At 67.6% G+C, this 23,379-nt stretch carries 17 protein-coding genes; 1 reads left to right on the forward strand and 16 read right to left on the reverse strand.

Annotation, left to right across the window (positions count from 1 at the left end; genetic code table 11):
- Positions 1 to 59: 59 nt before the first annotated feature.
- The 13 genes from bcsZ to V3B41_RS11555 all read right to left on the reverse strand — a co-directional run bounded on the left by bcsZ (position 60) and on the right by V3B41_RS11555 (position 19,267).
- Positions 60 to 1,193, reverse strand: coding sequence for a cellulose synthase complex periplasmic endoglucanase BcsZ (gene bcsZ / locus V3B41_RS11495; protein WP_049429487.1), 1,134 nt, complete (start codon positions 1,191 to 1,193; stop codon positions 60 to 62).
- Positions 1,177 to 4,758: a cellulose synthase complex outer membrane protein BcsC gene (bcsC, locus tag V3B41_RS11500; RefSeq protein ID WP_329861112.1), complete on the reverse strand. Its 3,582-nt coding sequence runs from the start codon at positions 4,756 to 4,758 to the stop codon at positions 1,177 to 1,179. Before bcsC ends, bcsZ begins: the two co-directional genes overlap by 17 nt.
- Entirely contained in the window at positions 4,758 to 7,121 is a 2,364-nt protein-coding gene (bcsB, locus tag V3B41_RS11505; protein WP_180848831.1) for a cellulose biosynthesis cyclic di-GMP-binding regulatory protein BcsB, read from the reverse strand. The genes bcsC and bcsB overlap by 1 nt, the downstream gene beginning before the upstream one ends.
- Complete coding sequence (gene bcsA / locus V3B41_RS11510) at positions 7,118 to 9,742, reverse strand: UDP-forming cellulose synthase catalytic subunit (RefSeq protein WP_197619727.1); 2,625 nt, start codon at positions 9,740 to 9,742, stop codon at positions 7,118 to 7,120. Before bcsA ends, bcsB begins: the two co-directional genes overlap by 4 nt.
- Positions 9,742 to 10,497: a cellulose biosynthesis protein BcsQ gene (gene bcsQ / locus V3B41_RS11515; RefSeq protein WP_049429484.1), complete on the reverse strand. Its 756-nt coding sequence runs from the start codon at positions 10,495 to 10,497 to the stop codon at positions 9,742 to 9,744. The genes bcsA and bcsQ overlap by 1 nt, the downstream gene beginning before the upstream one ends.
- On the reverse strand, positions 10,494 to 10,673 hold the full coding sequence (gene bcsR, locus V3B41_RS11520) for a cellulose biosynthesis protein BcsR (RefSeq protein WP_049402398.1): 180 nt from the start codon (positions 10,671 to 10,673) through the stop codon (positions 10,494 to 10,496). Before bcsR ends, bcsQ begins: the two co-directional genes overlap by 4 nt.
- A complete protein-coding gene (gene bcsG, locus V3B41_RS11525; RefSeq protein WP_049429483.1) occupies positions 10,673 to 12,304 on the reverse strand; it encodes a cellulose biosynthesis protein BcsG in 1,632 nt (543 codons plus the stop codon). Before bcsG ends, bcsR begins: the two co-directional genes overlap by 1 nt.
- On the reverse strand, positions 12,301 to 12,480 hold the full coding sequence (gene bcsF / locus V3B41_RS11530; RefSeq protein WP_049429482.1) for a cellulose biosynthesis protein BcsF: 180 nt from the start codon (positions 12,478 to 12,480) through the stop codon (positions 12,301 to 12,303). The genes bcsG and bcsF overlap by 4 nt, the downstream gene beginning before the upstream one ends.
- The gene (locus V3B41_RS11535; RefSeq protein ID WP_049429481.1) at positions 12,477 to 14,015 is read right to left on the reverse strand and encodes a BcsE family c-di-GMP-binding protein; all 1,539 of its coding nucleotides are present in this window, start codon (positions 14,013 to 14,015) and stop codon (positions 12,477 to 12,479) included. Before V3B41_RS11535 ends, bcsF begins: the two co-directional genes overlap by 4 nt.
- A gap of 213 nt (positions 14,016 to 14,228) precedes the next feature.
- Entirely contained in the window at positions 14,229 to 15,266 is a 1,038-nt protein-coding gene (locus V3B41_RS11540; protein ID WP_049429480.1) for a fimbrial protein, read from the reverse strand.
- The gene (locus tag V3B41_RS11545; protein WP_049429479.1) at positions 15,257 to 17,821 is read right to left on the reverse strand and encodes a fimbria/pilus outer membrane usher protein; all 2,565 of its coding nucleotides are present in this window, start codon (positions 17,819 to 17,821) and stop codon (positions 15,257 to 15,259) included. Before V3B41_RS11545 ends, V3B41_RS11540 begins: the two co-directional genes overlap by 10 nt.
- Before the next feature lie 92 nt (positions 17,822 to 17,913).
- The gene (locus V3B41_RS11550; RefSeq protein WP_049429478.1) at positions 17,914 to 18,642 is read right to left on the reverse strand and encodes a molecular chaperone; all 729 of its coding nucleotides are present in this window, start codon (positions 18,640 to 18,642) and stop codon (positions 17,914 to 17,916) included.
- Between the two features lie 85 nt (positions 18,643 to 18,727).
- Positions 18,728 to 19,267, reverse strand: a complete 540-nt coding sequence (locus V3B41_RS11555; protein ID WP_033834853.1) for a fimbrial protein — start codon at positions 19,265 to 19,267, stop codon at positions 18,728 to 18,730.
- 457 nt (positions 19,268 to 19,724) lie between these two features.
- Between V3B41_RS11555 and V3B41_RS11560 the strand changes: the two genes are divergently transcribed.
- Positions 19,725 to 20,090: a hypothetical protein gene (locus tag V3B41_RS11560; protein ID WP_033834854.1), complete on the forward strand. Its 366-nt coding sequence runs from the start codon at positions 19,725 to 19,727 to the stop codon at positions 20,088 to 20,090.
- A 22-nt stretch (positions 20,091 to 20,112) separates the two neighbouring features.
- On the opposite strand, the gene pncB is transcribed toward V3B41_RS11560, so the two are convergent.
- The 3 genes from pncB to V3B41_RS11575 form a co-directional block, all read right to left on the reverse strand.
- The gene (gene pncB / locus V3B41_RS11565) at positions 20,113 to 21,294 is read right to left on the reverse strand and encodes a nicotinate phosphoribosyltransferase (protein WP_049429477.1); all 1,182 of its coding nucleotides are present in this window, start codon (positions 21,292 to 21,294) and stop codon (positions 20,113 to 20,115) included.
- 177 nt (positions 21,295 to 21,471) lie between these two features.
- Complete coding sequence (locus V3B41_RS11570; protein ID WP_049429476.1) at positions 21,472 to 22,311, reverse strand: glycosyltransferase family 2 protein; 840 nt, start codon at positions 22,309 to 22,311, stop codon at positions 21,472 to 21,474.
- The gene (locus tag V3B41_RS11575; protein ID WP_049429475.1) at positions 22,308 to 23,159 is read right to left on the reverse strand and encodes a glycosyltransferase; all 852 of its coding nucleotides are present in this window, start codon (positions 23,157 to 23,159) and stop codon (positions 22,308 to 22,310) included. The genes V3B41_RS11570 and V3B41_RS11575 overlap by 4 nt, the downstream gene beginning before the upstream one ends.
- Between the last annotated feature and the right edge of the window lie 220 nt (positions 23,160 to 23,379).

Below are 23,379 nucleotides of genomic sequence, written 5' to 3' on the forward strand. Positions count from 1 at the left end.
CGTTGAGTGGGGTCAGAGCCCATTGCGATGCAATGGGATCCGACCCCGCAGCACTGCAGCTACCAGCGCGGCTGCAGGCGGCCGTCGGCGGCGAAACGCCAGCGTCCTTCAGCCCAGCCCAAGCCGAACAGGGCCAGCATCTGCGAGTAATAGGCCGGTGCATCAGCACGCTGCTGTTCGGCGCTGGGCAGGCTGGCCCGCAGCGACTGCGCGTGCTCCGTGTCGCCCTGCGCGATCAGATACGGTAGCAGGGCCGCACGGAATCCGTAGTTGCCTTCGCCCTGCCCCTGGCCACTGCGGGTGTCGATCTTTTCCCACATCGGCGCACCACTGCGCAGGCGCTGCAGCGGCCCGGACAGGGCCGCCAGCTGCGTGCGGAACAACGGATCGCGCGGCGCGGTCATGCCTGCCCAGGTGTAGCAGCGGATCGCATCGTAGCCGCCGACCGCACCGCGCACCGGATCGACGACGAAGCGATCGCCTTTCCACGCCGCCCAGTCCGGTGCGAACCCGTGCGGGCTGCTCTGCTGCAACAGCTGCACGCTGTTGCGCGCCAGTGCCTGCCACGGCCCACCGCGATCCTCCACCGCAAAGCGGCGCAGCAGCGGCAGTGGCAGATAACTGGGGTTGACACGCGTGGCGTCCCCTTCGACGAATCCCTGTGGGCCCGGCAACAGCATCGGGCCGAGCCCGGGCAGGTCCACGATCTCGCGTGCCCGCACCTGGGCGAGCATGCCCTCGGCGATGGCGTTCAGCGCGGGACGGCGCCACAGCCGCGCGCCTTCCAGCAGCGCATAGGCCAGCCAGAGATCGGAGTCCGAGGCCGGGTTGTCATCCAGTACCCGCCACGCTCCGGCGTCATCGCGTCCCCACAGCCAGGCCGGCAGGCGCTTGCCCATGTCGCCTTCGGCGAGGTTGTCCTGGGTCCAGCCCAGGATGCGGTCGAACAGCGCCTGGTCGTTGTCGACCAGGGCGAAGAACAAGGCATAGGACTGGCCTTCGGAGGTACTGCGCTGATCGTCCTGGCTGCGATCGATCATGCGTCCGTCGCGGCTCAGGCTGCTGTCGAGCAGTACCTGCCACGCCGGCCAGCGCGGTGCGGGCGCGGCCTGCGCACTGCACCAGCCAAGCAGCGGCAGCGTGGCGGCCGCCTGCAGCAGGCGACGTCGCCGCAGGTCAGCGGAATTCGCCATACGGCACCAGTGGCGATACGGGCAATGGCAGGTTTCCCTGCCACGGTTTGAAGGTGTAGCGCAGGTAGAGCTGGAACGAATTCGGCGAGAAATCGCGGCTGCGCTGCAGCGTGCCGGCGGCACCCAGCACGAAGTGGTCGCCCAGGCGGCGCTCGACCGCACCATACAGGCGGTAGCCGGTGCCGGTGCTGCTGCTGTCGCCGGTGTACAGGCCGGCCTCGTCCAGCTGCAGGGGGCCATACTGCGGCTCGAGCTGTGCAATCACGCGCTCGATCAATGCCTGGTCGGGGAAACGGCTGATCGACGAGGTACGCGCACTGGACACACTTACCGAGCCATCCAGGCGCAGCGACCACACGTCGTTGCGCCAGGCGAAGCTGACCGGCAGGCTCAGCGACGCATAGCGCTGCGGGCTGTAGTAGCCGCCCTGGCCCAGCGAGTAACCGCCCAGGTCCTTCTGGTAGCGCCAGTACATCGCGGTGGTGCCCACATCCAGCCGCATGTCGGGGCGCTGGATCAGCTTGTGGTACCAGCCCACCATCGCGCGTGCACGGGTATTGTCGGCCACGTTGTGGCCGGTCAGCCGATGCCAGCTCCAGTTCGACCACACGCCATCGCGGCCACCCTGGTCGTAGCCGAGGCTGAAGGTCACGCCGTTGGCGGTGACGCCGCCCCAGCTGATGCCACTGCGCGGATCAACCGCACCGGCCTGCGACAGCAGCGAATTGGTCATTGGCCGCCGCGACACCGTGGCGCCCCAGCCGAAGCGCCCGAGGTCACCATTGAGGGTGATACCGCCAAGCCAGTTGCCGACCACGTAGTTGGACGGGGTGTGGCCGATATCGAAGTTCCAGCGGTCATCCAGGGTGCGCCAGCCCACGGCGAAGCCGGCGCCGGAGGTGCGCCGCTGGTGCACGAAACGGGTGCAACCCGGTGCGCGCAGGCGGCTGTTGTCAGCCTGCAGCAGATCCAGGTCGCAGCTACCGAAATCCTCGTCGTAGGCCCCGTTCCCGTCGGTCTGGAAGCGGCCGGCATCGAAGCTCACCTGCTCGATGCGCGCCCAGCCCAGGCCACCGGCGAACGGCGCGTCGAGATGCGCGATGCGGGTATCGCGCGACAGCCGCGAAATACCCGGGGTTCCGTCGCTACGGCGCCCGGTGTCCTGCATCACCGTCAGGGTGGGATTCTCCTGCTGGTACAGGGTCTCCACGTCGCTGCGCAGGCTGCGCCGCAACCAGTCATCGCCGGCCGTCTCGCGGCTGGCCAGGGTCAGCGCGCGGTTGTCGCGCGGCGCGGCCTGGCTGGGGGCCAACAGGCCGTTGTCGGCCATCGCCTGCGCATACATGTCCAGCGCCTGCTGTGGATCATCGCGGCGCACCAGCCGTGCCGCATCACGCCAGGATTGTGCGTCGGGCCCGGTCTTGCGCGCCAGCAGCGCGCGCAGGATCGCCAGCGCCTTCGTGTCCTCGCGCAGGTCGGTCCAGATCGTGGCGAGCTGGCGCTGCTGGCCGATCTCGGCATCGTCCACTGCTGGCGGTGCGTCTTGCATCTGGCGGCGTGCGCTGGCCAGATCGCCGGTGCCGATCCAGGCCTGTACCTGGCCCAGCTGCGCATCCACGTTGCCCGGCTGTGCAGCAAGCACGCGCTGGTAGTAGTGCAGCGCCTGCGCGTGGTCGCCGCGCAGGCGCGCCCATTCGGCCATCAGCAGATCGTTGTCGGTGCTGGGCGGTTGCTGCTGCAGCAGCGCGATGGCTTCGGCCTCCCTGCCCTGCGCACGCAGATCCCACAGATGATCGACCAGCTGCTGCCGCTGCAGGCGCGCCGACAGCGCGCGGATGTCATCGTCCCACTGCGCCTGCGGCAGCGCATCGAGCACCGCCAGCGCCTGCGGCAGCCGATCGGATCCCGACAGATAGAGCGCCTGCGCGTAGCGCGCTTCGGTACTGTCGTTGTGCGTGGCCATGTCGGCCACCACCGCGTCGGCTTCGTCCTGCCGGCCGGCGGCGCGCAGCTCGTTGCCCAGCGCATAGGCCAGCCATGCATCGCCCGGCAGTTCGCCGCGCAGCTGCTGTCCCAGCGTGATCGCAGTGCCTGCATCCCCGGCAGCCAGCGCCTGCTCGCGACGCTCACGCAAGCGACTGATCTGCAGCTGGCGCAGGTCTTCGGCATACAACCTGCGCTGGGCAGCGGGCAATGCGTTGATGAAGGCTTCCAGCCGTTGAGGATCGGTGCGGCCGTACAGCTGCACCAGCTTGCGGATCACGTTGGCATCGTTGGGGGCCATCCGCCGGGCAACCTGCAACTGGCGTTCGGCCGCGGCGTCATCACCACGGGCCACGGCCACGTCGACCAGGCCCAGTGCAGCATTGACGTCGCGGGGCTGCTGGCGACGCGCCTGCGCATACAGGCGCTCGGCTTCGTCCAGCCGGCCGGCCGCCAGCGCCGCGTCGGCCTGGTCCAGCTGCAGCCAGTAGCGGGTGCTGGCGATCAGGTCACGCCACTTGTCGTTGCTGTCACCGGCCGGGGTGGCCTGCACCGCACGCTGGAGATAGTTGATGGCCTGCTCGCGGCGGCCCTGGCGCATCAGCGCCATGCCCAGCCCCCCCAGCAGGTCGGGCTCGCGAGGATAACCGCGCAGGGCCTGCAGGAAGGCGCGCTCGGCCTCTTCATTGCGGCCTGCATCGAGCAACTGCTGGCCACGCAGACCGGCGCGCCACGCCGGGTCGCTGACCCGCTTGTGCTGGTCGGTGTAGCGCTCGCGCACCAACGCGATGTCGGCGAACGTCGGGTTGCGGGTGATGAAGTCCTGCAGCCTGCGTACGCTGCGGTCATCGGCCGGCTGATCCTTCAGGTAGGCCCACTCGGCGTCCGCCGCCATGCCGCGCGCTTCCGGATTGCGCCCCATGCGCTGCAGCGCGGCCAGCGCCTCGGCATCGCGGCCGGCCGCGAACAGCATCTGCGACAGCGCCTGCAGCAACGGCACATTGCCCGGATAGCTGCGGTCCAGTTCGCTCAGCGCACGGATCGCCTGTGTACGCCCATCCGCCTGGGCGCCGCGCAGGCGCCAGTACTCCAGGCCCAGCTGCAGGCCGGGCGGCTCATCGTTGAACAGGCGCCGGTAGATCGCCAGCGCTTCGGCGCTGCGACCACCGGCAGCGAACAGACGCGCCTGCTGCAGGTCCTGCTGCAGGTCACCACGGTAGGCCTGCCAGAGGCGTTCGCCGGCGGCCAGTTCACGGGTACCCGCGCCGATCTCGCGCAGGCGCTTCAGGGTCGCCTCGGCATCCTGCAGCTTCTGCTGCGACAACTGCACTTCCAGGATCGCCACCAGCGTGCCGCGATCATCCGGTGCCAGCATGCGCAGCCGCGCCAGCGCGTCTTCGATCAGGCTCTGGCGACCGGTGGCCTCACCGATGCGCACCTGCTGCAGCAACCACTGGCGCTGCTCGGCGACGGTTCCGCCCGGTGTATCGGACAAGGTCTGCGCCGCGCATGGCCCGGCACCGGCCAGTCCCAACAGGACCAGGCCGGAAGCGGTGACCAGCGGATGCCGAGTGCGTGCCATCAGTGCCCCGGGTCCAGGCGCTTGGCCGCAACCCAGCGCAGCGTGCGCCACAACAGGAAGGCGACCATCAGCACCACCAGCGTGGCCAGCACCGCCAGCAGTGCCGGGTGGTCGGCCAGGTGGTACCACAGCAGCAGCCACCACGGCAGCGCGCCGACGTAGTAGTGATCGCCGACGAACTGGCTGTGGATGCCCGAGGTACGCAGGATCGCCACCGAACCGGCGATGGCTTCGCGCTTGCCGGTATCGCTGAGTGCATCGTCGAGCAGGCCGTAGTCGGCGGCGTTGCTGGCGGCCAGCGAAACGATGCTGCGCTGCGCATGCCTCGGCGACTGCATGCCGATGATCGCGGCGAACGGCGCCTGCGCGCTCACTGCCACTTCGGTCACCGCCGGGTCGCCATCGCGGCTGCCACGGCGCGCCTGTTCCATCGCCTGCTGCGGCGACGGCGACTGGCCGTTGAGCAGACGTGCGCGCTGGTCGTCGATCAGCAGCGACAGCTGCTGGCTGCCGCGCAATTCGGCAGGCAGGGCGCCCAGCATCAGCAGGTCCGCATCCAGCGCGCTGGCCTGCTTCCAGTCATCGGACAGGCGCAGGCCATAGGCCGGGTAGCCGCTCTGCACGCCCAGCCCACCGATCAGGTTCAACAGCAGGCTGACCTGTGCTTCGCTGGCGCCGGGCGGCACCAGCACGACCGTCTCGGACAGATCGGCCATGCGGGTGAAGGGGAAACCGCTGAGTGCGAACGCGGACAGGTCCGGCAGGCCCATGTAGTGATGGAACCCGGAGAAGTCGATGGTCGAGTCTTCCTCGATGGCTGCCTGCAGGTTGGGCGGCAGCACGGTCTGGCAATGATCGCGCTGTGCACTTCCCATCACGCTGGCGAAGTTGAAATCAAAGCGCAGCTGGTTGCGGTCGCCCAGCTTGAGCGCCGGAATCAACAGGCGCCCGTCATCGGCACCGGCATCGCCGGCCAGCACCGGCAGGCGGATTTCCTCCAGGCCCTGCTTGCCGTTGCGGCGCACCAGCGGGAAGCTGGAGATGAACTGGTCGTTGATTGCAACGCCCAGCCGCGACTCATCGCTGCCGAACGGCGGCGTGTAGCGGTAGCGCAGGTTCAGCGGAATGCCCTGGTTGCGCCAGATGAACAGGTCCGGCGGCAGGTTGAGGTTGACCGTGATCGGCTGCGGCGACACGCCGTTGGCGTGCAGCTGCTGCGGATAGTCGAGTAGTTCGGCCAGGCGCACGGCGCGGTCGGTACGCACCCAGTTCGGTGCGTCGTACGGCTTGCGCGGGGCCAGCGGCTTGATCTCGTCGACGCTGACCTGACGGCCGCGGAACAGCACGTTGCCGGCCGCCATCGCGGCCACCGCCTTCTGCAGATCCTCATCGTTGCGGCCCAGCACCAGCAGCAGCTTGCGCTGCGGATCCTCCGGCAGCGACATCAGTTCGATCATCGGGCCCTTCACTGGGGCATGGTTGGCGATCACCGGCGGGAACCTGCCGTTGACCGCCAGCACCACCGCGTGGCCCTTGTCCGGCAGCGCACCGAAGCTGACCGGGAAACGCGCCTGGCGCCACCAGCCGGACAGGCTGCCGAAGTACGAGGACATCACCGCCGCCGCGCGCTGCTGCGCCAGGCTCGGTGCGGCGGCGAACACCACCGGCAGTTCCAGGCGTGCGGTATCGCGCGGGTCGAAGAACGGCAGCGGGAAGTTGGCCAGGTCGTCCTGCATCGCCAGTGGCTGGCCACCCAGGCGCAGCGTGCTGTTGCTGGACAGGTTGACCCACAGCGAGCTGTGCGTCGGCTCTTCGCAGATGTCGGTGTAGTGACCGACGAACTCCAGGCGGACCTGGTTGAAATCGGCGATCAGGCGTGCGTCCAGCGGCAGCTTGGCCTGCACCGGGCGGCCGAGCTGGTCGTTGCTGATCGGCACCACGCCCATCATCGCGTCGTTGAGGTAGACCCGCAGGTGCGACAGGGTCGGGAGCAGCGATGGTGAAGGCGTGAAGCTCAGATCCAGTTCCGCATCGCGGACCAGGCGGTCACGGCGCACCTGGAACTCGAAGGTGGTGGCATTGCGCACCCCCGACAGCAGCGTGTCCTGGCGACGCCCCAGCTGCGCGAAGGTGTTCTGCCGCTGCCAGGGCCAGGCGCTGCCCGCCCAGGTCTGCGCCAGCGCGGGCTCGGTACCGGCGGCAGGCGTGGTGGCGGGTGCGGCCGGCACGCTCGGCATCGGTGGCGCGGCAGGCGCCGTGGTGGGAGGAGTGGCCGGTGCCGGGGCAGGCGCGCTGTTGCCTGACGCCACGGGCAGGGCCAGCAGGGGCAGCAGCAGCCAACGCAGAGAGGACGGAAGGGTCATGGACGAAGCCCTGGATCAGCGGCTGGGTCAGCCGGGTGGGAAGGAAGCGGACGTTGCGGAGCAAAACTGGCCAGCCATCGCAGCAGGCGACGGTTCCAGTGTGCCGGGCGGTCAAGGTCGAACGGTGCGAAATCACCCATCCGCCGATAGCCACGCCAGCCCAGGACCAGCACGCTCCACAGGCTGCGCGGCAGGCTCTTGGGTTGGTAACCGGCGTGCCAGTCGAGCCAGGCATCGGCGCGGGCGAAGGTGCACTGGGCGAACTCGACGCGCTGGCGTTCGTTCTCGAACAGCAGCAGCAGGCCCAGTCGCTGGCCGACCGTGCGCTGCACGCGCGCCGGGAACGCGAACTCGCGGCGGCCGCGCCCCAGCAGCACCTGCACGCGCTGGCCTTCGGCCAGTTGTGCGTCTTCGCCGAGCTCGACGCCCACGCCATCGTTGGAGTAATCCTGAAGCACGCCGCGCAGGCGGCGGCCATCGGGTACCTGCAGCGCCATCGGCAGGTGGGTGGTGACGCGATGCGTGCGCCGCACCTGCTGCACTTCAGCGGCCACCGCCAGCGCCCCACCGATGATCAGCAGGTTGTACAGCACCCACAGCGAACTGACGACCACCGTGCCGCGTTCGTCGAGCGGCCCATGCATGAAGCGCCACACGGCAAAGCACAGGCCCAGCACGTTCAGCAGCGCCAGCACCAGGTAGGGCTGCGCTACGCGCCAGTCGAAACGATCACCGGCCTGGGTACCGCCCTTGTCGGTGACGTTGAACTTGCCACGGCCCGGGCTGAACAGCGCCACGGTGGTGGGCCGTGCGATGTACCAGGCCAGCACGGTCTCGTACACCTCACCCCAGAACGGTCGCCGGTACTTGCCCTGGATTCGCGCGTTGGTAAGGCTGGCGTGGGCCATGTGCGGCACCACGAACAGCAGGATGGCCAGTGCCGGTGCGTAGATGATGTAGACGTGCAGCAGCAGGAACGCCAGCGGCGCGGTGAGGAACACCAGGCGCGGAATGCCGGCCAGGAAATGCAGCATCGCGTTGGCGTAGCAGAAGCGCTGGAACAAGCTCAGGCCCTTGCCCAGCAGCGGGTTGTCGATGCGGAAGATCTGCACCATGCCGCGTGCCCAGCGGATGCGCTGGTTGACGTGCGCGCCGAGGCTGTCGGTGGCCAGGCCGGCCGCCTGCGGAATGCGCAGGTAGGCCGAGTTCCAGCCGTTGCGATGCAGGCGCAGCGCGGTGTGCGCATCTTCGGTGACGGTCTCGGTGGCAAACCCGCCGATGGCATCGATGGCCTCGCGCCGCAGTACCGCGCAGGAGCCGCAGAAGAACGCCGCGTTCCATAGGTCGTTGCCGTCCTGCACCAGACCGTAGAACAGCTCGCCTTCGTTGGGGTCGCTGCGGAACACCTGCAGGTTGCGTTCGAACGGATCGGCCGAGAAGAAGTGGTGCGGGGTCTGCACCAGCGCCAGTTTCGGGTCGCGCAGGAACCAGCCGCAGGTGATCTGCAGGAACGAACGCACCGGCAGGTGATCGCTGTCGAAGATGGCCACCAGCTCACCATCGATCAGGGTCAACGCATGGTTGAGATTGCCGGCCTTGGCATGGCGGTTGTCGGCGCGGGTGATGTAGTTGACCCCGGCACGCTCGGCGAATGCGCGGAATTCTTCGCGCTTGCCATCATCGAGGATATGGATGCGCAGCTTGTCGGCCGGCCAGTCCAGGCCCATTGCTGCGTACACGGTGTGCCTCACCAGCGCCAGGTCTTCGTTGTAGGTGGGAATCAGCACATCCACCGTCGGCCACTGGCGGATATCGGCCGGCAACGGCGCCGGACGGCGACGCAGCGGCCAGGCCACCTGCACGTAGCCCAGCATCAGCACCAGCCACGAATAGGTTTCCGCCGCCAGCAGCACCACGCCACAGACCAGGTCGAAGGTGCTGTTCCAGTTCAGCGTGGCGGTGTAGCGCCACCACAGGTAACGGCAGGACACGGTGATCGACAGCACCACCAGCACCAGCGTCGCATAGCGCCCCTGCATGCGCCGCACCAGCAGCGCGATGGCCCACAGCAGTGCAACGAACACGAACTGTGCGAGATAGGTGAACGGCTGGGTGATGCACAGCGCCGCCAGCCCCAGCGTGGCCAACCCGACCAGCAGGGTCAGCAGGTGCCGCGAACGTGGCGACAGGCTGCCCACCTTCCGGCCGAACCAGGCCGCCACGCGGCTGTTCCAGAATTCACTGGGCGCATCGCGCATGGCGCGCAGATAGCGCAGGCGGCCGCGACCGGCCGCGCCACGCAGTTCGGCAATGCGTTCGCGCCGGGCCTGGGCCAACCGCTGCCGCCTCAGCGAAGGCTGCGGTACCAACCGCACCACCGACAGCCACATGGCCTGGATCAGTAACCGCAACGGATCGCCCGGGCGCCAGCGACGGTCGCCCTGGATCTGCGGGAAGGCGTTGCGCAGGCGCGGGGCCTGTGCCTGCCACGCCGGCCCTTCCAGGCGCAGGAACGCCCAGCCCACGCATTGCAGCAGCCACAGCATTGCCCGCGTCGGCCAGGACGCATGCACCCGCTCACGCAGGCGTCCCCAGTCCAGGTAATAGACGCGGGCACCCATCAGCGTCCTCCCGCCGCGGCCTGGCGCCGTGCGGCCTCCGCCAGGCACCACAGCACCAAGCCATCCACATCGGCAGCAGCCAGCGAATCGGTCGCATAGCGGCCCAGTGGCTGCTTGCTGGCCAATGCGGACGGCACCCGCGCATCCTCGTGCAGCGGCTGCGGCACCAGCCGCGCCCCGTGCGCGTGCAGCCACAGCTGCATCAGGTCGCGCTGCACCGGAATGACCGGGTCATAGCGGTTGGCCAGCAGCAGGCGAGTGTCATCCGGCTGTCGTTGCAGGAACACATGGCTGACCGGATCGACACAGGCCAGGCGCAGCGGCAGCGTGCAGCGCGCGTGCTGGTTGATGGCCGCAGCGTGCGCCGGCAGGCGCTGCGGCAGGTCGAACAGGATCCAGTCGAACTGGGCCTCCAGCAGCGGAATGCGTTCGGCCCAGGTGGCCGGTGCCTGCTGCAGCTGCTGTTCGATGTGCATCGCGGCCTCGGCGTCGACACGACCGTAGGGCAGCACCGCGAGTCCTGCTGCGACGGCGTAGGCGGCATCACGCCAATCCGTACCGTCCAGCTGCGCGCGCGCCCAACCGTTGTCCACGTCGGCAGGCAGACCCAGGTGCAGGCCGAGCATCTGGTCCGGGCTGCATTCGACCAGCAGCACACGCTGCCCCTGGGCGTGCAGGCCCTGGCCCAGCGCGGCAAGCACCGTAGTGACGCCGGTTCCGCCATGGATGCCCTGCAGCGACAACACGGTGCTCATCGGCGCGGCTCCAGTTCGGCCAGCAACGGCCAGCGCGCCAGCGCCCGTGCACGTTCCTGCTGGGCCGAGAAGTCCACGTAGGGCAAGCCCGGCATGTCCAGGCTGCGGCGCAGCAGGTCGATGTCATCCTCTTCCACGGACAGTGTGACCGGCACGGCAAGAATGTCGGCAGGCATCAGCGCGCCTCCTCCGGGTAGGGGCTCCAGGTCTGGCTGCCCTGCAGCTGCAGCCAGGGCTTGCCGGCGTACTCGATGACCTTGGCGCCTTCGTTCTCCGATACCGACGGTGTCTGCGGCAACCCCTTCAGCAGGCTGTCCCAGTTGCGCTCGCTCGGCGGCGACTGGGCATTGAGCGCGTACACACGCGACACCAGCTCGGACACCGCCAGGTAGCTGCTCGGTTCGGGCACATGACGTGGGCCGCCGGCCGCCGGCGCGCCCATGCCGATCAGCTTCACGCCCACCGGCACGTGGGTGATCGATGGACTGGGAATCTCACGCATGCCCGGAATCTGCATGCGGTCGCCATGCAGGGCCGCGCCATGCTCAGGCACCACCACGATCATCGCGCGGCGGCCACTCTTCTCCACCGCATCGACGAAACCGGCCATGTCACCCAGCACCATTTCCGCACGTGCCTTGTAGTCGGCGGCATTCGAACGGCCATCGGCGCCGACGATGCGGTTGCCATCGTGCAGCGAGATCGTGTTGTAGAACAGCGCCACCTGCTGGCTGGTCCCGGCCAGCCGCTGTTTCCACCACGCCATCAGCACATCACCATCGCGGCGCAGCGGTGACTTGTCGAACGCCACCAGCGCTTTGGGAAACGCGCTGATGTCCATCGGCTGCGCCTGCAGCCCACCGTACTGGTGCAGTTCACCGATGAAGTCGTCGAAGTGACCGTCATGGTTCATCGCCAGCTCGCTCTGGAAGCCTAGATGCTGCAGGTTCGAGAACAGCTGGCACTCGGCCGGCACCGGATCGAACAGCGCGGTGTGCGAGGTCTGGCCACAACTGGCGCGCAGCAGGCGGATCGCTGCTGGGCCGCTGTAGGCGGTTGCCGAGTTGAAGTCGTCGAACACCACGTCCATGTGGTCGAGCAGGTTGTTCTGGCGCAGCCCCACTTCATCCAGATCGCTCCATGCCAGCGAGCAGATGTTGAGGATGATGACGTCGAACGGCGCGCCGCTGCCCGGTGCGGGGAAGCTGGTCTTGAGGCTGGCCTGCTGCTGGTAGAAGCTGGCCAGCCATGCATTGAGCGTCTCGTTGTTGGCCGGCGGCAGGCCGCCACCTGAGGTGCCTCCGGTGCTGGCGGTGGCTGCGGTGGCGGTACCCTGCCCCCAGTTCCAGCCCGCCGGCATCGGTATCGCCATCACGGCCAGGCCAAGCATGCCCAGCACGCTCAGGGTAGTGATGCGCAGCCACGGCTTGAGCAGCACGTAGGCCAGCACCAGCATCACCAGCACCGCCACCATCTGCCAGTTGATGAAGCGCTGGGCCAGTTCAAGCCAATAGTCGGCCGAGAAGTCCAGCACGCCCGGCTGCACCAGCAGGCGCCGGAACGGCGGCCACCAGGTGTCCTGGTAGTACAGCGCGACGCCCACCGGTACCGCGACGACGGTGCGCGCGATGCGTGCCCAGCGCCAGCGCAGCGGAATCAGCAGCGCGCCCAGGAACAGCAGGTTGGGCAGGATCTTCAGATCCAGCGCGCCCATCCAGGCCAGTACCACCTTGGACAGGAAGTACAGGTTCCAGCCACGCAGGTCGGCCCAGGCGAAGGGAGATGCGGGTGCCATCTGCGGACTCATGCAGCCCTCCGCGGCGCACGCTGGCGTACACCGGCGCGGCGCAGATGGCGGGGTGGCAGCCAGCGTGCGGCACGGCGGCGCAGCCCGCGCCACAGCGTGCCGAGCATGGCTCCGAAGGGAATCATCACCAGCGCGCAGGCGACGATCAGGGTCCAGAGTTGCTGGTCGGTGGTCATGCGCGATCTCCCAGCCGCAGCGGCTTCGGGGCGGTGAAAACAGGCGCCTCGAGCGCCGGGGCCACAGCCGGCAGGGCCGCAGGTGCTTCGGGCAGCACCTCGGCCTCAGGATCACTGCCGTGGGCATTCATCGCTGCAATGTCATATTCGGCCAGGCGCTGGTAGCCATCGAACAGCTCGCGCCAGGGCAGGCGGAACAGATTGCCCAGGGCCTGCTCGACCGCATCACGCCGGCAACCAAACAGGAACAGGCGCACCTGCCCGCGGTAGACACAGGCCAGATCGCCCTGGCGGCGGATGCGCAGCTGCTGCAGGGTCTGCTCGGCACGCAGGCCGGCCACCGGCTGCAGCGCCAGCACGGCGCTTTCCACCGCACTACCGTCCTGGTCGATGCGATCACCTGCGATCTGGCGGAAGCGTGCGGCGTTGACCAGGCCACTCACCGATGGTGGCCGATGCGCACGGATCAACGGCTCCGGATCCTCAGCCAGCTGGCCCTGCCAACGCTGCCGCTGCACGGTTTCCAGCAGGGTCAGCAGTCGCGGCAAGGGCGTCGCTGACGGCACCACCAGGCTGCAACCGCACTGCATCAGCAGCCGCTCATCGGCGTAGCGCAGGCAGGGCTGCAGCTCGCGCACCACCAGCTTCAGCGCATTGCCACGTTCTCGGCGCAGGCGGTGCAGCAGGCGGGCCAGTGCATCCACCTTGGCATTCTCGTCGATGGCCAGCACCACGGTGGCCTCGCGCGCCTGCAGCGCGGCCGGCAGCAATCCGGCCCAGCCGTCATACAGGCGCCAGGCCGCCGACAACGGCGGCGCACCTTCCAGCACTTCGGCCTGGGCCAGGAAGACATCGCGGTCGCTGCCACTGGTCGCATCGATCCCAGTCTCGGCGGCACCGGCCTCGGCCAGGTGGCGCAGCCCGCAGCTTTCCTGCTCGACGCCGAACGATCGCTGGGCCACCACGCCATGGCTGTTGGACCAGTAATGCAGCAGCAGCTGCAGGGCACCACGATGCGGATGCAGCTGGGCCACACCGGCGCAGATCCGGTTCAATGCCAACAGGCGCGGGGCCAGGGTCGCCACTTCGCCGTGGCACAGCAACAGCAGCACCTGCTGCGCCTGCACGGCACATTCCTGCAGCTGCTGGCACCAGCGCGCCAGCCGGGCATCATCCCAGCCGTCCAGCGCCGCCACCGGAAACTGCACCAGGCTGAGCCGGGTGCGCGCCGAGGCGGTGCGCGGCAGATCGCCGGTCAGCCCGCGCAGCGCCTGCTGCATGCCATGGTGCGAACGCTGGAACAGCCGCAGGCGGGCCGGCCCCTGGTCGGCAGCCAGCAGCGCCAGCATCGATTCGGCCCCCCGCCCCAGCGTGACCAGCACGGCTTCATCCAGTGCCTCGGCCGTGGCCAGCACGCCGGCACCGAGCAGGTCCGTCGGCGCGCTGCCGGCGGCCACCACCCAGTACAGGCCTCCGCTGCGCATCTCGACGAACTCGGCGGGCAATCCGGCAATGGCAAGGTGGGTCGCAGGCACGCCGGATCCTTTCATTGCCCCTCAACCGGGCGGAAAGCCCGGCAGTGGAGGCGCTGCGGTGAAAAGGAGGTCACTTTCATGACGTACATCACATTCATGTTTCTGTACGGCAATGATAGCCCTGATCTTCACGTTTGCGGGATCAAGACGCAGTCAACGCCGCCCGCGGAACGGGCGACGTGAGGCTCGAAACTCAGCAATGGAAAGCGCGTACTACTCGTACTGGATCGTGAACGTCGCCTGCCCGTTGGCGGTGCCGGCACCGACGGTGCCGGCCTGGGTCTGCACATAGCGGGCCCGCAGCGGCAGGCTCATGACACTGGTACCGGTGGTGGTGGTGCCGACACTGATGGTCTGGCCGAAGCGCACTTCGCGCTCGCTGCTGCCGTCGCGCTGGACCATCTGGATGCCGATGCGGGTAGCGCTGTTGGTGGCTGCGCTCAGCTTCAGCACGCCGGGCATGTTCGAGCTGTCCTGATCGGCATCCAGGCGGATGCCGATCTTGCTCTGGTATGCGGCCACGTTGCTGCCCTGGCAGTTCAGGCGGATCTCGAAGTCACGGTCGACCGCGCGCGAGCCGACGCCGGTGAAGGTGGTGTTGGCCACGCTGCCGAAATCGACCGCGATGTTGCGGCTGCCGGCCTGCACTTCGCAGGTCGGGCTGACCACGGTGGTGCCCGAGCCCCTGAAGGTCGAGGTCAGTACCGGGCGGCTGGGACCATCACCATCGAAGTAATAGGTGGTGAAGCGGCCATTGGGTGCGATCACCCCCGAACCGGTCTGCGTGGCGGTCTTGATCAGCTGGATGCGGAACTGGCCACCGATCAGCGAGATGGTGGAGTTGGCACCGAAGTTGATGGAATGCGGGTAGTAGGTCTGGATCGCGCCGGAGTCGCGGAACAGTCGAATACCTACGCCAGCGACACCGGTCTCGTAGACGTTGGCAAAGCCGGCCACTGGCCGCTTCTGCGGGGCATTGACATACTCGCCGGTCGAGCTGCCGCCATACCAATAGTCGCAGCGGGCGACGCTGTTCTGCTGGTTGATCGGCACGCTGATTTCCTTGATCACGCCACCCACCGGGGTGCTGGGCAGGATCACGATCTGCCCCATGTCCATCTGCACGTCCTGCGCAACGAAACCATTGATCTGGATGCGGCAGGCTGCGCTGGCCTGCTGCGCCAGCAGAACACCGCCCAGCAGCGCCATTGCAGCCAGCACCTTGCGGCCACGGGAAGAAATCATCGGCATGCTGCCTCCAGCGGGATGAAGCCGGTCTTGGACGCATCGGCGTCCGCCGGAACCTGGTAATCGACGGTGCAGCGCTGATCGGCGCCCGCGCCCCACTCCACCAGCAGGCGGCCCTGGTTCTTTTCACTGCGCACGTACAGGCGGCCGCCCTGGCTGACCATGCCCACCGGCTGGCCCTGCTCGTCCTTGACCTGTGCACCGAACGGCATGCTGCGGCCATCGGGGTTGCGTACCTGGATCAGCAGCGCGTTGCCCTTGCGGGTATCAAAGCGCAGGTAGCTGATGGCACCGGCGAACGGTGCGATCGCCTGGCTGGTGCTCTCCAGTTCGACGTCGTGGGCCATGCCCTGCGGGTCGAGGGTGACGGTGTTGAGGCGGTACGGCGACACGTACGGGACCACCGCGTAGCCGCGGCCATCGACACGCAGGCCCGGGGCGTTGCTGACGATGGCATCGCGTGCGCCCGGCGCTTCCACCAGCACCATGGTGTCGCCACGCTGCGGGGTGAAGGTGAAGCCGCCTGGATGCACGACCACGCTGCCGTTGGCACCGACCGAGGCCTGGCGGAAATCACGCGAGTGGCTGTAGGTGGCGTTCAATGCCGAATAGCGGCTGCGGTATTCGACGTTGCCGACTGCGGTGGTGCCGCCTTCGCGCGAGTCGGACAGGGCGGCGCCATAGCTGAAGTTGTTGTCGACGCCGGCCGAACCGGTGATGCCGACGCGGCTGTTGTCGTAGCCACCGCGATCGCGCACGCCGAGGTCGGCGCTGAACGATACCGGGTGGGTACCACGGCCCAGCGGCACGCTCATCGACAGCAGGTACTGGGTATCGGAACGGCCCAGAACGCCCTCTTCGGTACGCAGCGCAGAGAAGCCATAGTTCACTGAGCGCCAGGCGTTGTTGTAGCCGACCTGGTACTGCTTGGAGGTGCCGGGGCGATCGTAGAAGTCGCGCACCGAACCGGTCAGGTAGAGCGCGCCGCCGCGACGACCCAGCGGCTGGTTCAGCGTCACCTGGAACTGGCTGCGCTGGCGGCCGCGGGTGGTCGGATCGATGCCACGCTTGTCCGAATCACGACCGTACAGTGCGTCCTGCAGGCTGTAGAAGCCTTCAGTCGAATAGCGGTAGGCGGCCAGGGTCAGGTTGGTCCCGGTCTCGCCGATCATGTTGCTGTAGCTCAGGCGCACGCTGGCACCGGTGTGGTTGCCGTAGTGATCGAACGAGGTACGCGCATGGGTGACGTCGGCGGCGAACGCGCCGACCGGCGTGGACAGGCCAACGCCGTACAGCAGCGACAGGTAGCCGTCACTCAGTGCGCTGCCGCCGTACAGGGTCAGCTGGTTGCCGATACCACGCTGGTAGGTGCCCTGCACCAGCCACGGCTCATCGGCCAGCAGCTTGTTGCGCACCTGGCCGGCGGTCAGCGAGTAACGCGACACGCCTTCGCGCAGCATCTGCGGCACCGAACCGAACGGCACCTTGAACTCGCGGCGACGGCCATCGGCCTCTATCACGCTCACTTCCAGGTCGCCGCCATAGCCGGTCGGATAAAGATCGTCGATGACAAAGCTGCCCGGCGATACGGTCGAGGAATAGATCAGCTGCTGGTTCTGGCGCACTTCGATGCGCGCGTTGGTCTCGGCGATGCCGCGCACGACCGGCGCGTAACCGCGCAGCGAATCGGGCAGCATGCGGTCGTCGCTGGCCAGGCTGGCACCGCGGTAACCGATCGAGTCGAACAGCTCGCCGGTGGTGTAGGCCTCACCGATGGTGAGCATGCCGCGCACCTGCGGGATGCCGCGCTGGGCGTAGGTCGCGATGCTCTGCCAATGACGGCCGTCGCCCTCGGACCAGGTCAGGTTCGAATCGTGGCGGAACTGCCAGCCGCCCAGGTTGAGGCCAGCGTTGAGGCCCAGGTAGGCACTGCGGTTGCGCTGGCCGCCTTCGACGCGGCTGTCGCTGTCGATGGCATTGAAGCTGTAGCCGACGAAGCCGGCATTGATGCCACGGTCCCACAGTGCCGGGTTGACGTAGCCACGCGCCTCGCGGCGCAGGAACACCTGCGGGATGCTGAGGTCGTAGCGCAGGTTGCCGCTGTCGTAGACACCATAGGCATTGGCCATGCGCTGCTGGACCGGCACGCAGCTGGTCGTGTCGGTCGGCACGGACGGGTCCTGCTGCAGCAGCACAGCCTCGCTGTCCACGCCCATTTCTTCCAGCATCGGCAGCGGCAGGCAGGCGTCTACGCGGCCCTGCGCATCGGCCTTGAACTGCAGGTCGCGGCGGCCCTGCCAGGCTCCGTTGACATAGACGTCGACACGGTAGTTGCCGGCCACCATCGGGTTGCCGTTGCTGAAGGCCGCCAGATCGACCTGCTTGGCCTGGCCAGACAGGAAGCTGGAGTTGAACTGGGCCGACTCCGGGGCACGCGCATTGGCCGCACCACTCTGCGCCATCAGCGCCTGTTCGCCGAGATTGGCCGGAGCAGCCAGCGCCCATCCTGGGCAGGCCACGCCAGCAACCAGCAGGCAAAGCGCCTGATGGATCGACAATGTCAATCTGTTTCCGATCACACTGACATTCCTTCAGTTCGCCGCACGGCGGCGGTGGCGGGATGCGCGGGCCGTGGGCCAGCGCGGCGCGTTCAGCCCCCGGTGCTGCCGAGGCGGATCGTGTGTTCCACCCGGCCGCCGTAGTCGTTGATGGTGATGAAGCGGACCTGGCTGGTGCCCGCCGGTGCGGCAAACTCCAGGCTCTGCTTCGGTGCAACCATTGCGCCCTTGTCCTCGACGGCCTTTTCGGTGCCGCCGGTCACGGCGTGCACTTCAGCCAGGGTGACGTGGAAGGGGCTCGGGTTTTCCACCCGCAGGCGATCGCCGGCGAGCGTCCAGCGCAGCGCTGCCGGCGCGTCGTTGGCGACGCCCTTCAGGCCCTGCGGCCGGTAGAAAAGCTTCAGGCGCGAACGGAACGCAACCTGCAGGTAGTTCTGGTCGCCACTGTCGGCGTTGTCCGGCGACGGCGGAACGTCCAGCACGTTGAGCCAGAACACAGACTCGCGATCGGTCGGCAGCTGCGCGCCGGAGAAGATCACGCGCAGCGCTTGGCTGCGGCCCGGTTCAACGCGCGCGATCGGCGGCGTCAGTACGAACGGGGCGTCGCTGGTATCGGCGGTCTGGTTGGCGTCGCCACTGTCGATCCAGGCCTGGACCAGGGCGGGCGAGTCGCCGACGTTGTCGACCTGCACGGTGACTTCGCGCGCCTGCGCCGGATAGATCACCCGCGTGCCATTGACCACCACGCCGGCCAGTGCGTCCTGGCAGAAGGGCAGCGTGAACGCTGCCAGCAGCAGCGCCCGGGGAAAGAATGCTTTCATCGGAAGTACTACGCTCGAGGTATGGGGCCAGAGGCCGCGAGGCACTGGCCGGCGCGTACGCCGGCCAATGCGGGTACGGCTGCGATCAGTTGTAGATGATCGTGTACTTGACGCTGCTGGTGACGTCGCCCGGGGTGGCGGCGGCAGTGGCGTAGTACTCGGCGTAGTAGTTCAGGTCGGCCGAGCCGTCGGTGCCGACGGTGACCCACTGCGAGTTGGTCTGGGCCTGGCCAGCACCTGCAGCCTTGATCGGCAGGACCTGGTTGTTCGAGCCCAGCAGCTGCAGCTGCACGTTGGTGGCAGCGTTGGCCGAGGCCTGGTTCAGCAGGCGGCCGGTGTTGAAGTCAACGGTCGAACCCGGCTCGAAGTAGGTAGCGACGTTGCCGGCGCTGCACTTGGTCAGGTTGATCGCGAACGGGGTACGGCCCGCAACGTTGCCGGCGGCGGCCAGCGTGTTCTTCGACACGGTCGGCAGGTTGACGGCGAAGTCCTTGCCGCCCGGGGTCGAGATGGTGCAGGTCTTGTCGGTCACCTTGCCGGTGAAGGTGATGGTGCCGTCGGCGGCGTTGGCGGCCAGCGGAGCGGCGGCCAGCATCAGAGCGGCGATGAGGTTGATCTTGTGCATTCGCTTTTACCTAACCCTACTGAAGAGATGGAAGTAGAGGAGGAAGCAAGGAGCACTGCCGGGCGAACAAGACCCATCCTTGCGTCTCACCTGTGGCCGGATTCGGACATACGTTCCCCTGAATCCGTGACGCAAGTATATGCACAAGTGTGATGAAAGTCTCATTATTTTTCTGAACGTCAATTCATTGACGCTGCAAATGTGACGTGCTAGGCGAAATGATGACCTCAAAGGTGCGGGGATTTGACGGTCGCCGGATCAGGTCGGAAACGACCTTGGATGACGCTTCAGGTGGCGCGTTCGGCATGCACGGAAACAGGCCTTTTTCAGGTGGAAATCGGCTTCTTTGATGCGCATCACTCTTTCTTGGTGATGGGCCTAGCAGATTCGGAATCGTCCTATTAAAGGCTGATCGAAGCTGTCGCTAACTAGGACACACCGAACCAGAGAACGTGTCATGAGAACCTCCCTTCTGCTGTGCGTGGCCCTGATGTCCATCAGTGCCGTGGCCCAGGCCAGCAGCGGCAGCATCCGCTTCAGCGGCCGCATCGTCGAACCGGGCTGCACGACCAACCTGTCCCAGGGCGAGCTGAGCCTGGCGGCCTGCCCGCCGTCGGCCAAGGGCTCGACGGTGGCTGTGACGGCGCTGGCCGATGGCCAGGCCGCAACGCTGCGCGATGGCAAGCGCCAGGGGCAGAAGCTGTCGGTGTCGGCCAGCGCGATGCGCGCCGGCGATATCGCCTTCTCAGAGCGCTACAGCGTGCAGGCCTCGAAGCAGCAGCCGCTGCAGGGCGCCTACCTGGTCGTTGTCGACTACCTGTAAGCAGCACTGAAGGCCGGCGCGGTTACGCCGGCTGCGGCAGCTCGAAGACCTGGCGCAGGTAAGCCAGGTAACCCGGGTCGTCGCACATGCTCTTGCCCGGCGAATCGCTGAGCTTGGCCACCGGCTGGCCGTTGCAGCGAACCATCTTGATGACGATGTTGAGCGGCGTCGGACCCAGATCATTGGTCAGGTGGGTGCCGACGCCGAACGCGACCTGGCAGCGACCACGGAAGTAGTCGTACAGGCGCATGACCTTGGCGATGTCGAGCCCATCGCTGAACACCAGTACCTTGCTGCGCGGGTCGACCCGGCGCTGCTGGAAGTGCGCCAGCATGCGGTCGCCCCAGTCGAACGGATCGCCGGAGTCATGGCGGACACCGTCGAACAGCTTGCAGAAGTACATGTCGAAATCGCGCAGGAACGCGTCCAGGCCGACCACGTCGGACAGCGCGATCCCCAGGTCGCCGCGGTACTCGCGCGCCCACGACTCGAGTGCCGCCACCTGCGAATCACGCAGCCGCGGGCCCAGCGCCTGGAACGCCTGCAGGTACTCGTGCGCCATCGTGCCGTGCGGGGTCATGCCGTAGAGGCGGGCGAAGTGCACGTTGCTGGTGCCCACCAGCTGCGGGCCCAGCGCATCGCGCAGCAGCGGCAGCAGGCGCGCATGCCAGTCGCGCGAGTAACGCCGGCGGCTGCCGTAGTCGGCGATGCGACACTGTTCGAAACCGGGGGTATCGCGCAGCAGCGCGGCCTTGGCCTGCAGGCGGCGCTCGCCTTCGGCGAAGTCAGCCGTGGTGGTATTGCGGAACCAGACTTCGTTGATGATCGCCAGCAGCGGCACTTCGAACAGGATGGTGTGCAGCCACGGGCCGGTGATGTCCAGTTCGATCTCGCCGGGCACGGTTTTCGAGGCACGCAACTGGATGTACTTGCGGTCCAGGTGGAACAGACCGAGGAAATCGGCGAAGTCCGGCTTCACGAAGCGCAGGCCACGCATGTAGTCCAGTTCCGCGTCACTGAAGCGCAGGCTGCACAGGTGGTTGATCTCTTCGTCGATCTGGTCGATGTAACGGGCCAGGTCGATGCCGGGGGTGCGGCACTTGAACCGGTACTGCACCTGCGCGCCGGGGTGCTGGTGGAGCACCGCCTGCATCATGGTGAACTTGTACAGGTCGGTGTCGAGCAGGGACTGGATGATAGGCATGGGGCGGATTATGCGCCCGGACGGGTGAACCGGGGGCGCCGCCCGTGGATCCACACCCTGCATGGATGCCCCTATCCATGCAGCCGAGCGCGGGCTCGGCGCTACCGATCGGGCACCCCATCCACGCATGGCGTGGATCTACCGACGGATCTCGTGTGGCCGAGCGTGGGCTCGGCTCTACAGGGACCGGCGCAACAGGCGCGGCACCAGCATCACAGCGTGGGCCCAGATCGCGCACCACACCGCCACCCGCACCGGCAGCGAACGCTGCTTCGCTTCGAACTTCTGGAAATAGCGCCACAGGCCCTTGTGCTTGTGCCATTCAACGAAGAACGGTCGTGAGCGGCTGGAGACACCACGCACATGGGTGACCTGCAGGTCGTTGGCGATCGCCACCACCGCGCCAGCCTCACGTGCGCGCCGGCACAGGTCCAGGTCTTCGGCGTGCAGGCGGTAGCCAGCGTCCCAGCCACCGATGCGGTCGAACAGCGCACGCGGCATCATCAGCAGCGCACCGGACAGTGCCGGCACCCGCTGCAGCGGCTGCTGGGGGTCGCGCGGAACCGCCAGCTTCGAGCCTCTACCCGGCGAACGCAGCATCAACAGAAAATCCGGATCACGACGGCGCACCGCCTCGTCGGCATGGCCATGCTCGTCCAGCTGCTCGACACCCAGCAGGCAATCACCCAACCCTTCGGCACGGCTGCGCAGCTCGGCCAAGGTATCGGGCTCCACCATCAGGTCCGGGTTGATGAAGGCCAGCCACGGGCTGTGCGAATCGGCCACCCCCTGGTTGTTGGCAGCGGCGAAGCCGGGATTGTCAGGATTGCCGACAAAACGCACGCGGGGGTCGTGGCTGGCGTGCCGTTGCACGATATCCAGCGTGCCATCCAGCGAGCCGTTGTCGATCACCCGGATCTCGGCCACGTCCTGCGCCTGGCGCAGGCGCGAGAGGCAGGCATCGATGGTGCTGCCACTCTGGTAGGTGACGACGATGGCGGCGATGGCAGCATTCAAACGGGGGGCTCCGGTGCGGAAGGAACGAACAGGTCGCCCTGCTCCCTGGGCATTATCGCCTGCCGCATGCGCTGCTGCAGGTCGGCGCGCAGCCCGTGCAATGGATCGTGCATCAGGAAATCTGCCAGGCGCGGCACCCAGCCGGGCCAACGCGCAGCCAGCGCCTCAAGGTCGCCATCACGGCTGACCGCCTCGCCAGCCCGGCTGACAAAGGCGGTCTCGCACAGCACGTTGCGCCAGCCCAGGCCGGCCATGCGCAGGCTGAGGTCGACCAGGGCCGCGTTCCAGCCGGCGTAGCTGTCCACATCCAGGCCACCGGCGCGACGGCGTGCATTGCCACGCACCAGCACCGCATGGGTGACCGCCGATGGCAGTTCCGGGTGCAGCGTCGGCAGCCCGCTACAGACGTGAGCCAGCAGTTCTGCGTCATCGGGCTCGGGATTGATCTCGCCCAAGCGCGGCCAGGCCGCAGTTTCACCCGCGTTGCACCACGGGGTTGCAGTGGCGATCGCGGCGTCGCGGGCAAAGGCATCCTGCAGCTGCTGCAGCCAACCGGGTGCCGGCACACTGTCCGGGGCCAGCACGACCACGTCCATGCCATCGCAGGCGCGCAGCATCTCGTCCAGATGCGCCACTTCCCCCAGCGGCCGCGCGCGGCGGGTGTATTCGGCCTGCAGTGGCGTATGCGCCAACCAGTGTTCCACCACCGCCTGCGCACGCGGACCGGTCTGCGCATCGTCGGCCAACCAGACCGCGGTGCCCGGCGCGGTGCCGGCATCCAGTGCAGCCAGGCAGCGGTCGAGCGCGGCATCGTCCACGCACAGCGGCAACAACACGATCGCCCCCATCCCGCCTCCGTGGTTGTCGGTGGCCACAGCCTAGCACTGGGAGGGTATCGGCCGGGTTGCACCCGGCACCCGCTTCAGGCCGGGGTCGGAGCAACAGCAACAGCCGAAGCAGAAGCTGGGTTCCTTGGAGTTGGCGGGGTGGGTCCGGTTGCGGGGGACGCCGTAAATACGTCCCTGTAGGCTCGGTCGCGCCATCCATGGCGCTCACGCCCCCGCAACC

The organism is Stenotrophomonas sp. SMYL89 (genome assembly GCF_036319985.1).
GTDB lineage: Bacteria > Pseudomonadota > Gammaproteobacteria > Xanthomonadales > Xanthomonadaceae > Stenotrophomonas > Stenotrophomonas maltophilia_Q.

Excerpts from the sequence above, each read along its gene's own strand:
- bcsZ (WP_049429487.1), bottom strand. The coding sequence starts at position 1,193 with ATGGCGAATTCCGCTGACCTGCGGCGACGTCGCCTGCTGCAGGCGGCC.
- bcsC (WP_329861112.1), bottom strand. The coding sequence starts at position 4,758 with ATGGCACGCACTCGGCATCCGCTGGTCACCGCTTCCGGCCTGGTCCTG.
- bcsB (WP_180848831.1), bottom strand. The coding sequence starts at position 7,121 with ATGACCCTTCCGTCCTCTCTGCGTTGGCTGCTGCTGCCCCTGCTGGCC.
- bcsA (WP_197619727.1), bottom strand. The coding sequence starts at position 9,742 with ATGGGTGCCCGCGTCTATTACCTGGACTGGGGACGCCTGCGTGAGCGG.
- bcsQ (WP_049429484.1), bottom strand. The coding sequence starts at position 10,497 with ATGAGCACCGTGTTGTCGCTGCAGGGCATCCATGGCGGAACCGGCGTC.
- bcsR (WP_049402398.1), bottom strand. The coding sequence starts at position 10,673 with ATGCCTGCCGACATTCTTGCCGTGCCGGTCACACTGTCCGTGGAAGAG.
- bcsG (WP_049429483.1), bottom strand. The coding sequence starts at position 12,304 with ATGAGTCCGCAGATGGCACCCGCATCTCCCTTCGCCTGGGCCGACCTG.
- bcsF (WP_049429482.1), bottom strand. The coding sequence starts at position 12,480 with ATGACCACCGACCAGCAACTCTGGACCCTGATCGTCGCCTGCGCGCTG.
- V3B41_RS11540 (WP_049429480.1), bottom strand. The coding sequence starts at position 15,266 with ATGCCGATGATTTCTTCCCGTGGCCGCAAGGTGCTGGCTGCAATGGCG.
- V3B41_RS11550 (WP_049429478.1), bottom strand. The coding sequence starts at position 18,642 with ATGAAAGCATTCTTTCCCCGGGCGCTGCTGCTGGCAGCGTTCACGCTG.
- V3B41_RS11555 (WP_033834853.1), bottom strand. The coding sequence starts at position 19,267 with ATGCACAAGATCAACCTCATCGCCGCTCTGATGCTGGCCGCCGCTCCG.
- V3B41_RS11560 (WP_033834854.1), top strand. The coding sequence starts at position 19,725 with ATGAGAACCTCCCTTCTGCTGTGCGTGGCCCTGATGTCCATCAGTGCC.
- pncB (WP_049429477.1), bottom strand. The coding sequence starts at position 21,294 with ATGCCTATCATCCAGTCCCTGCTCGACACCGACCTGTACAAGTTCACC.
- V3B41_RS11575 (WP_049429475.1), bottom strand. The coding sequence starts at position 23,159 with ATGGGGGCGATCGTGTTGTTGCCGCTGTGCGTGGACGATGCCGCGCTC.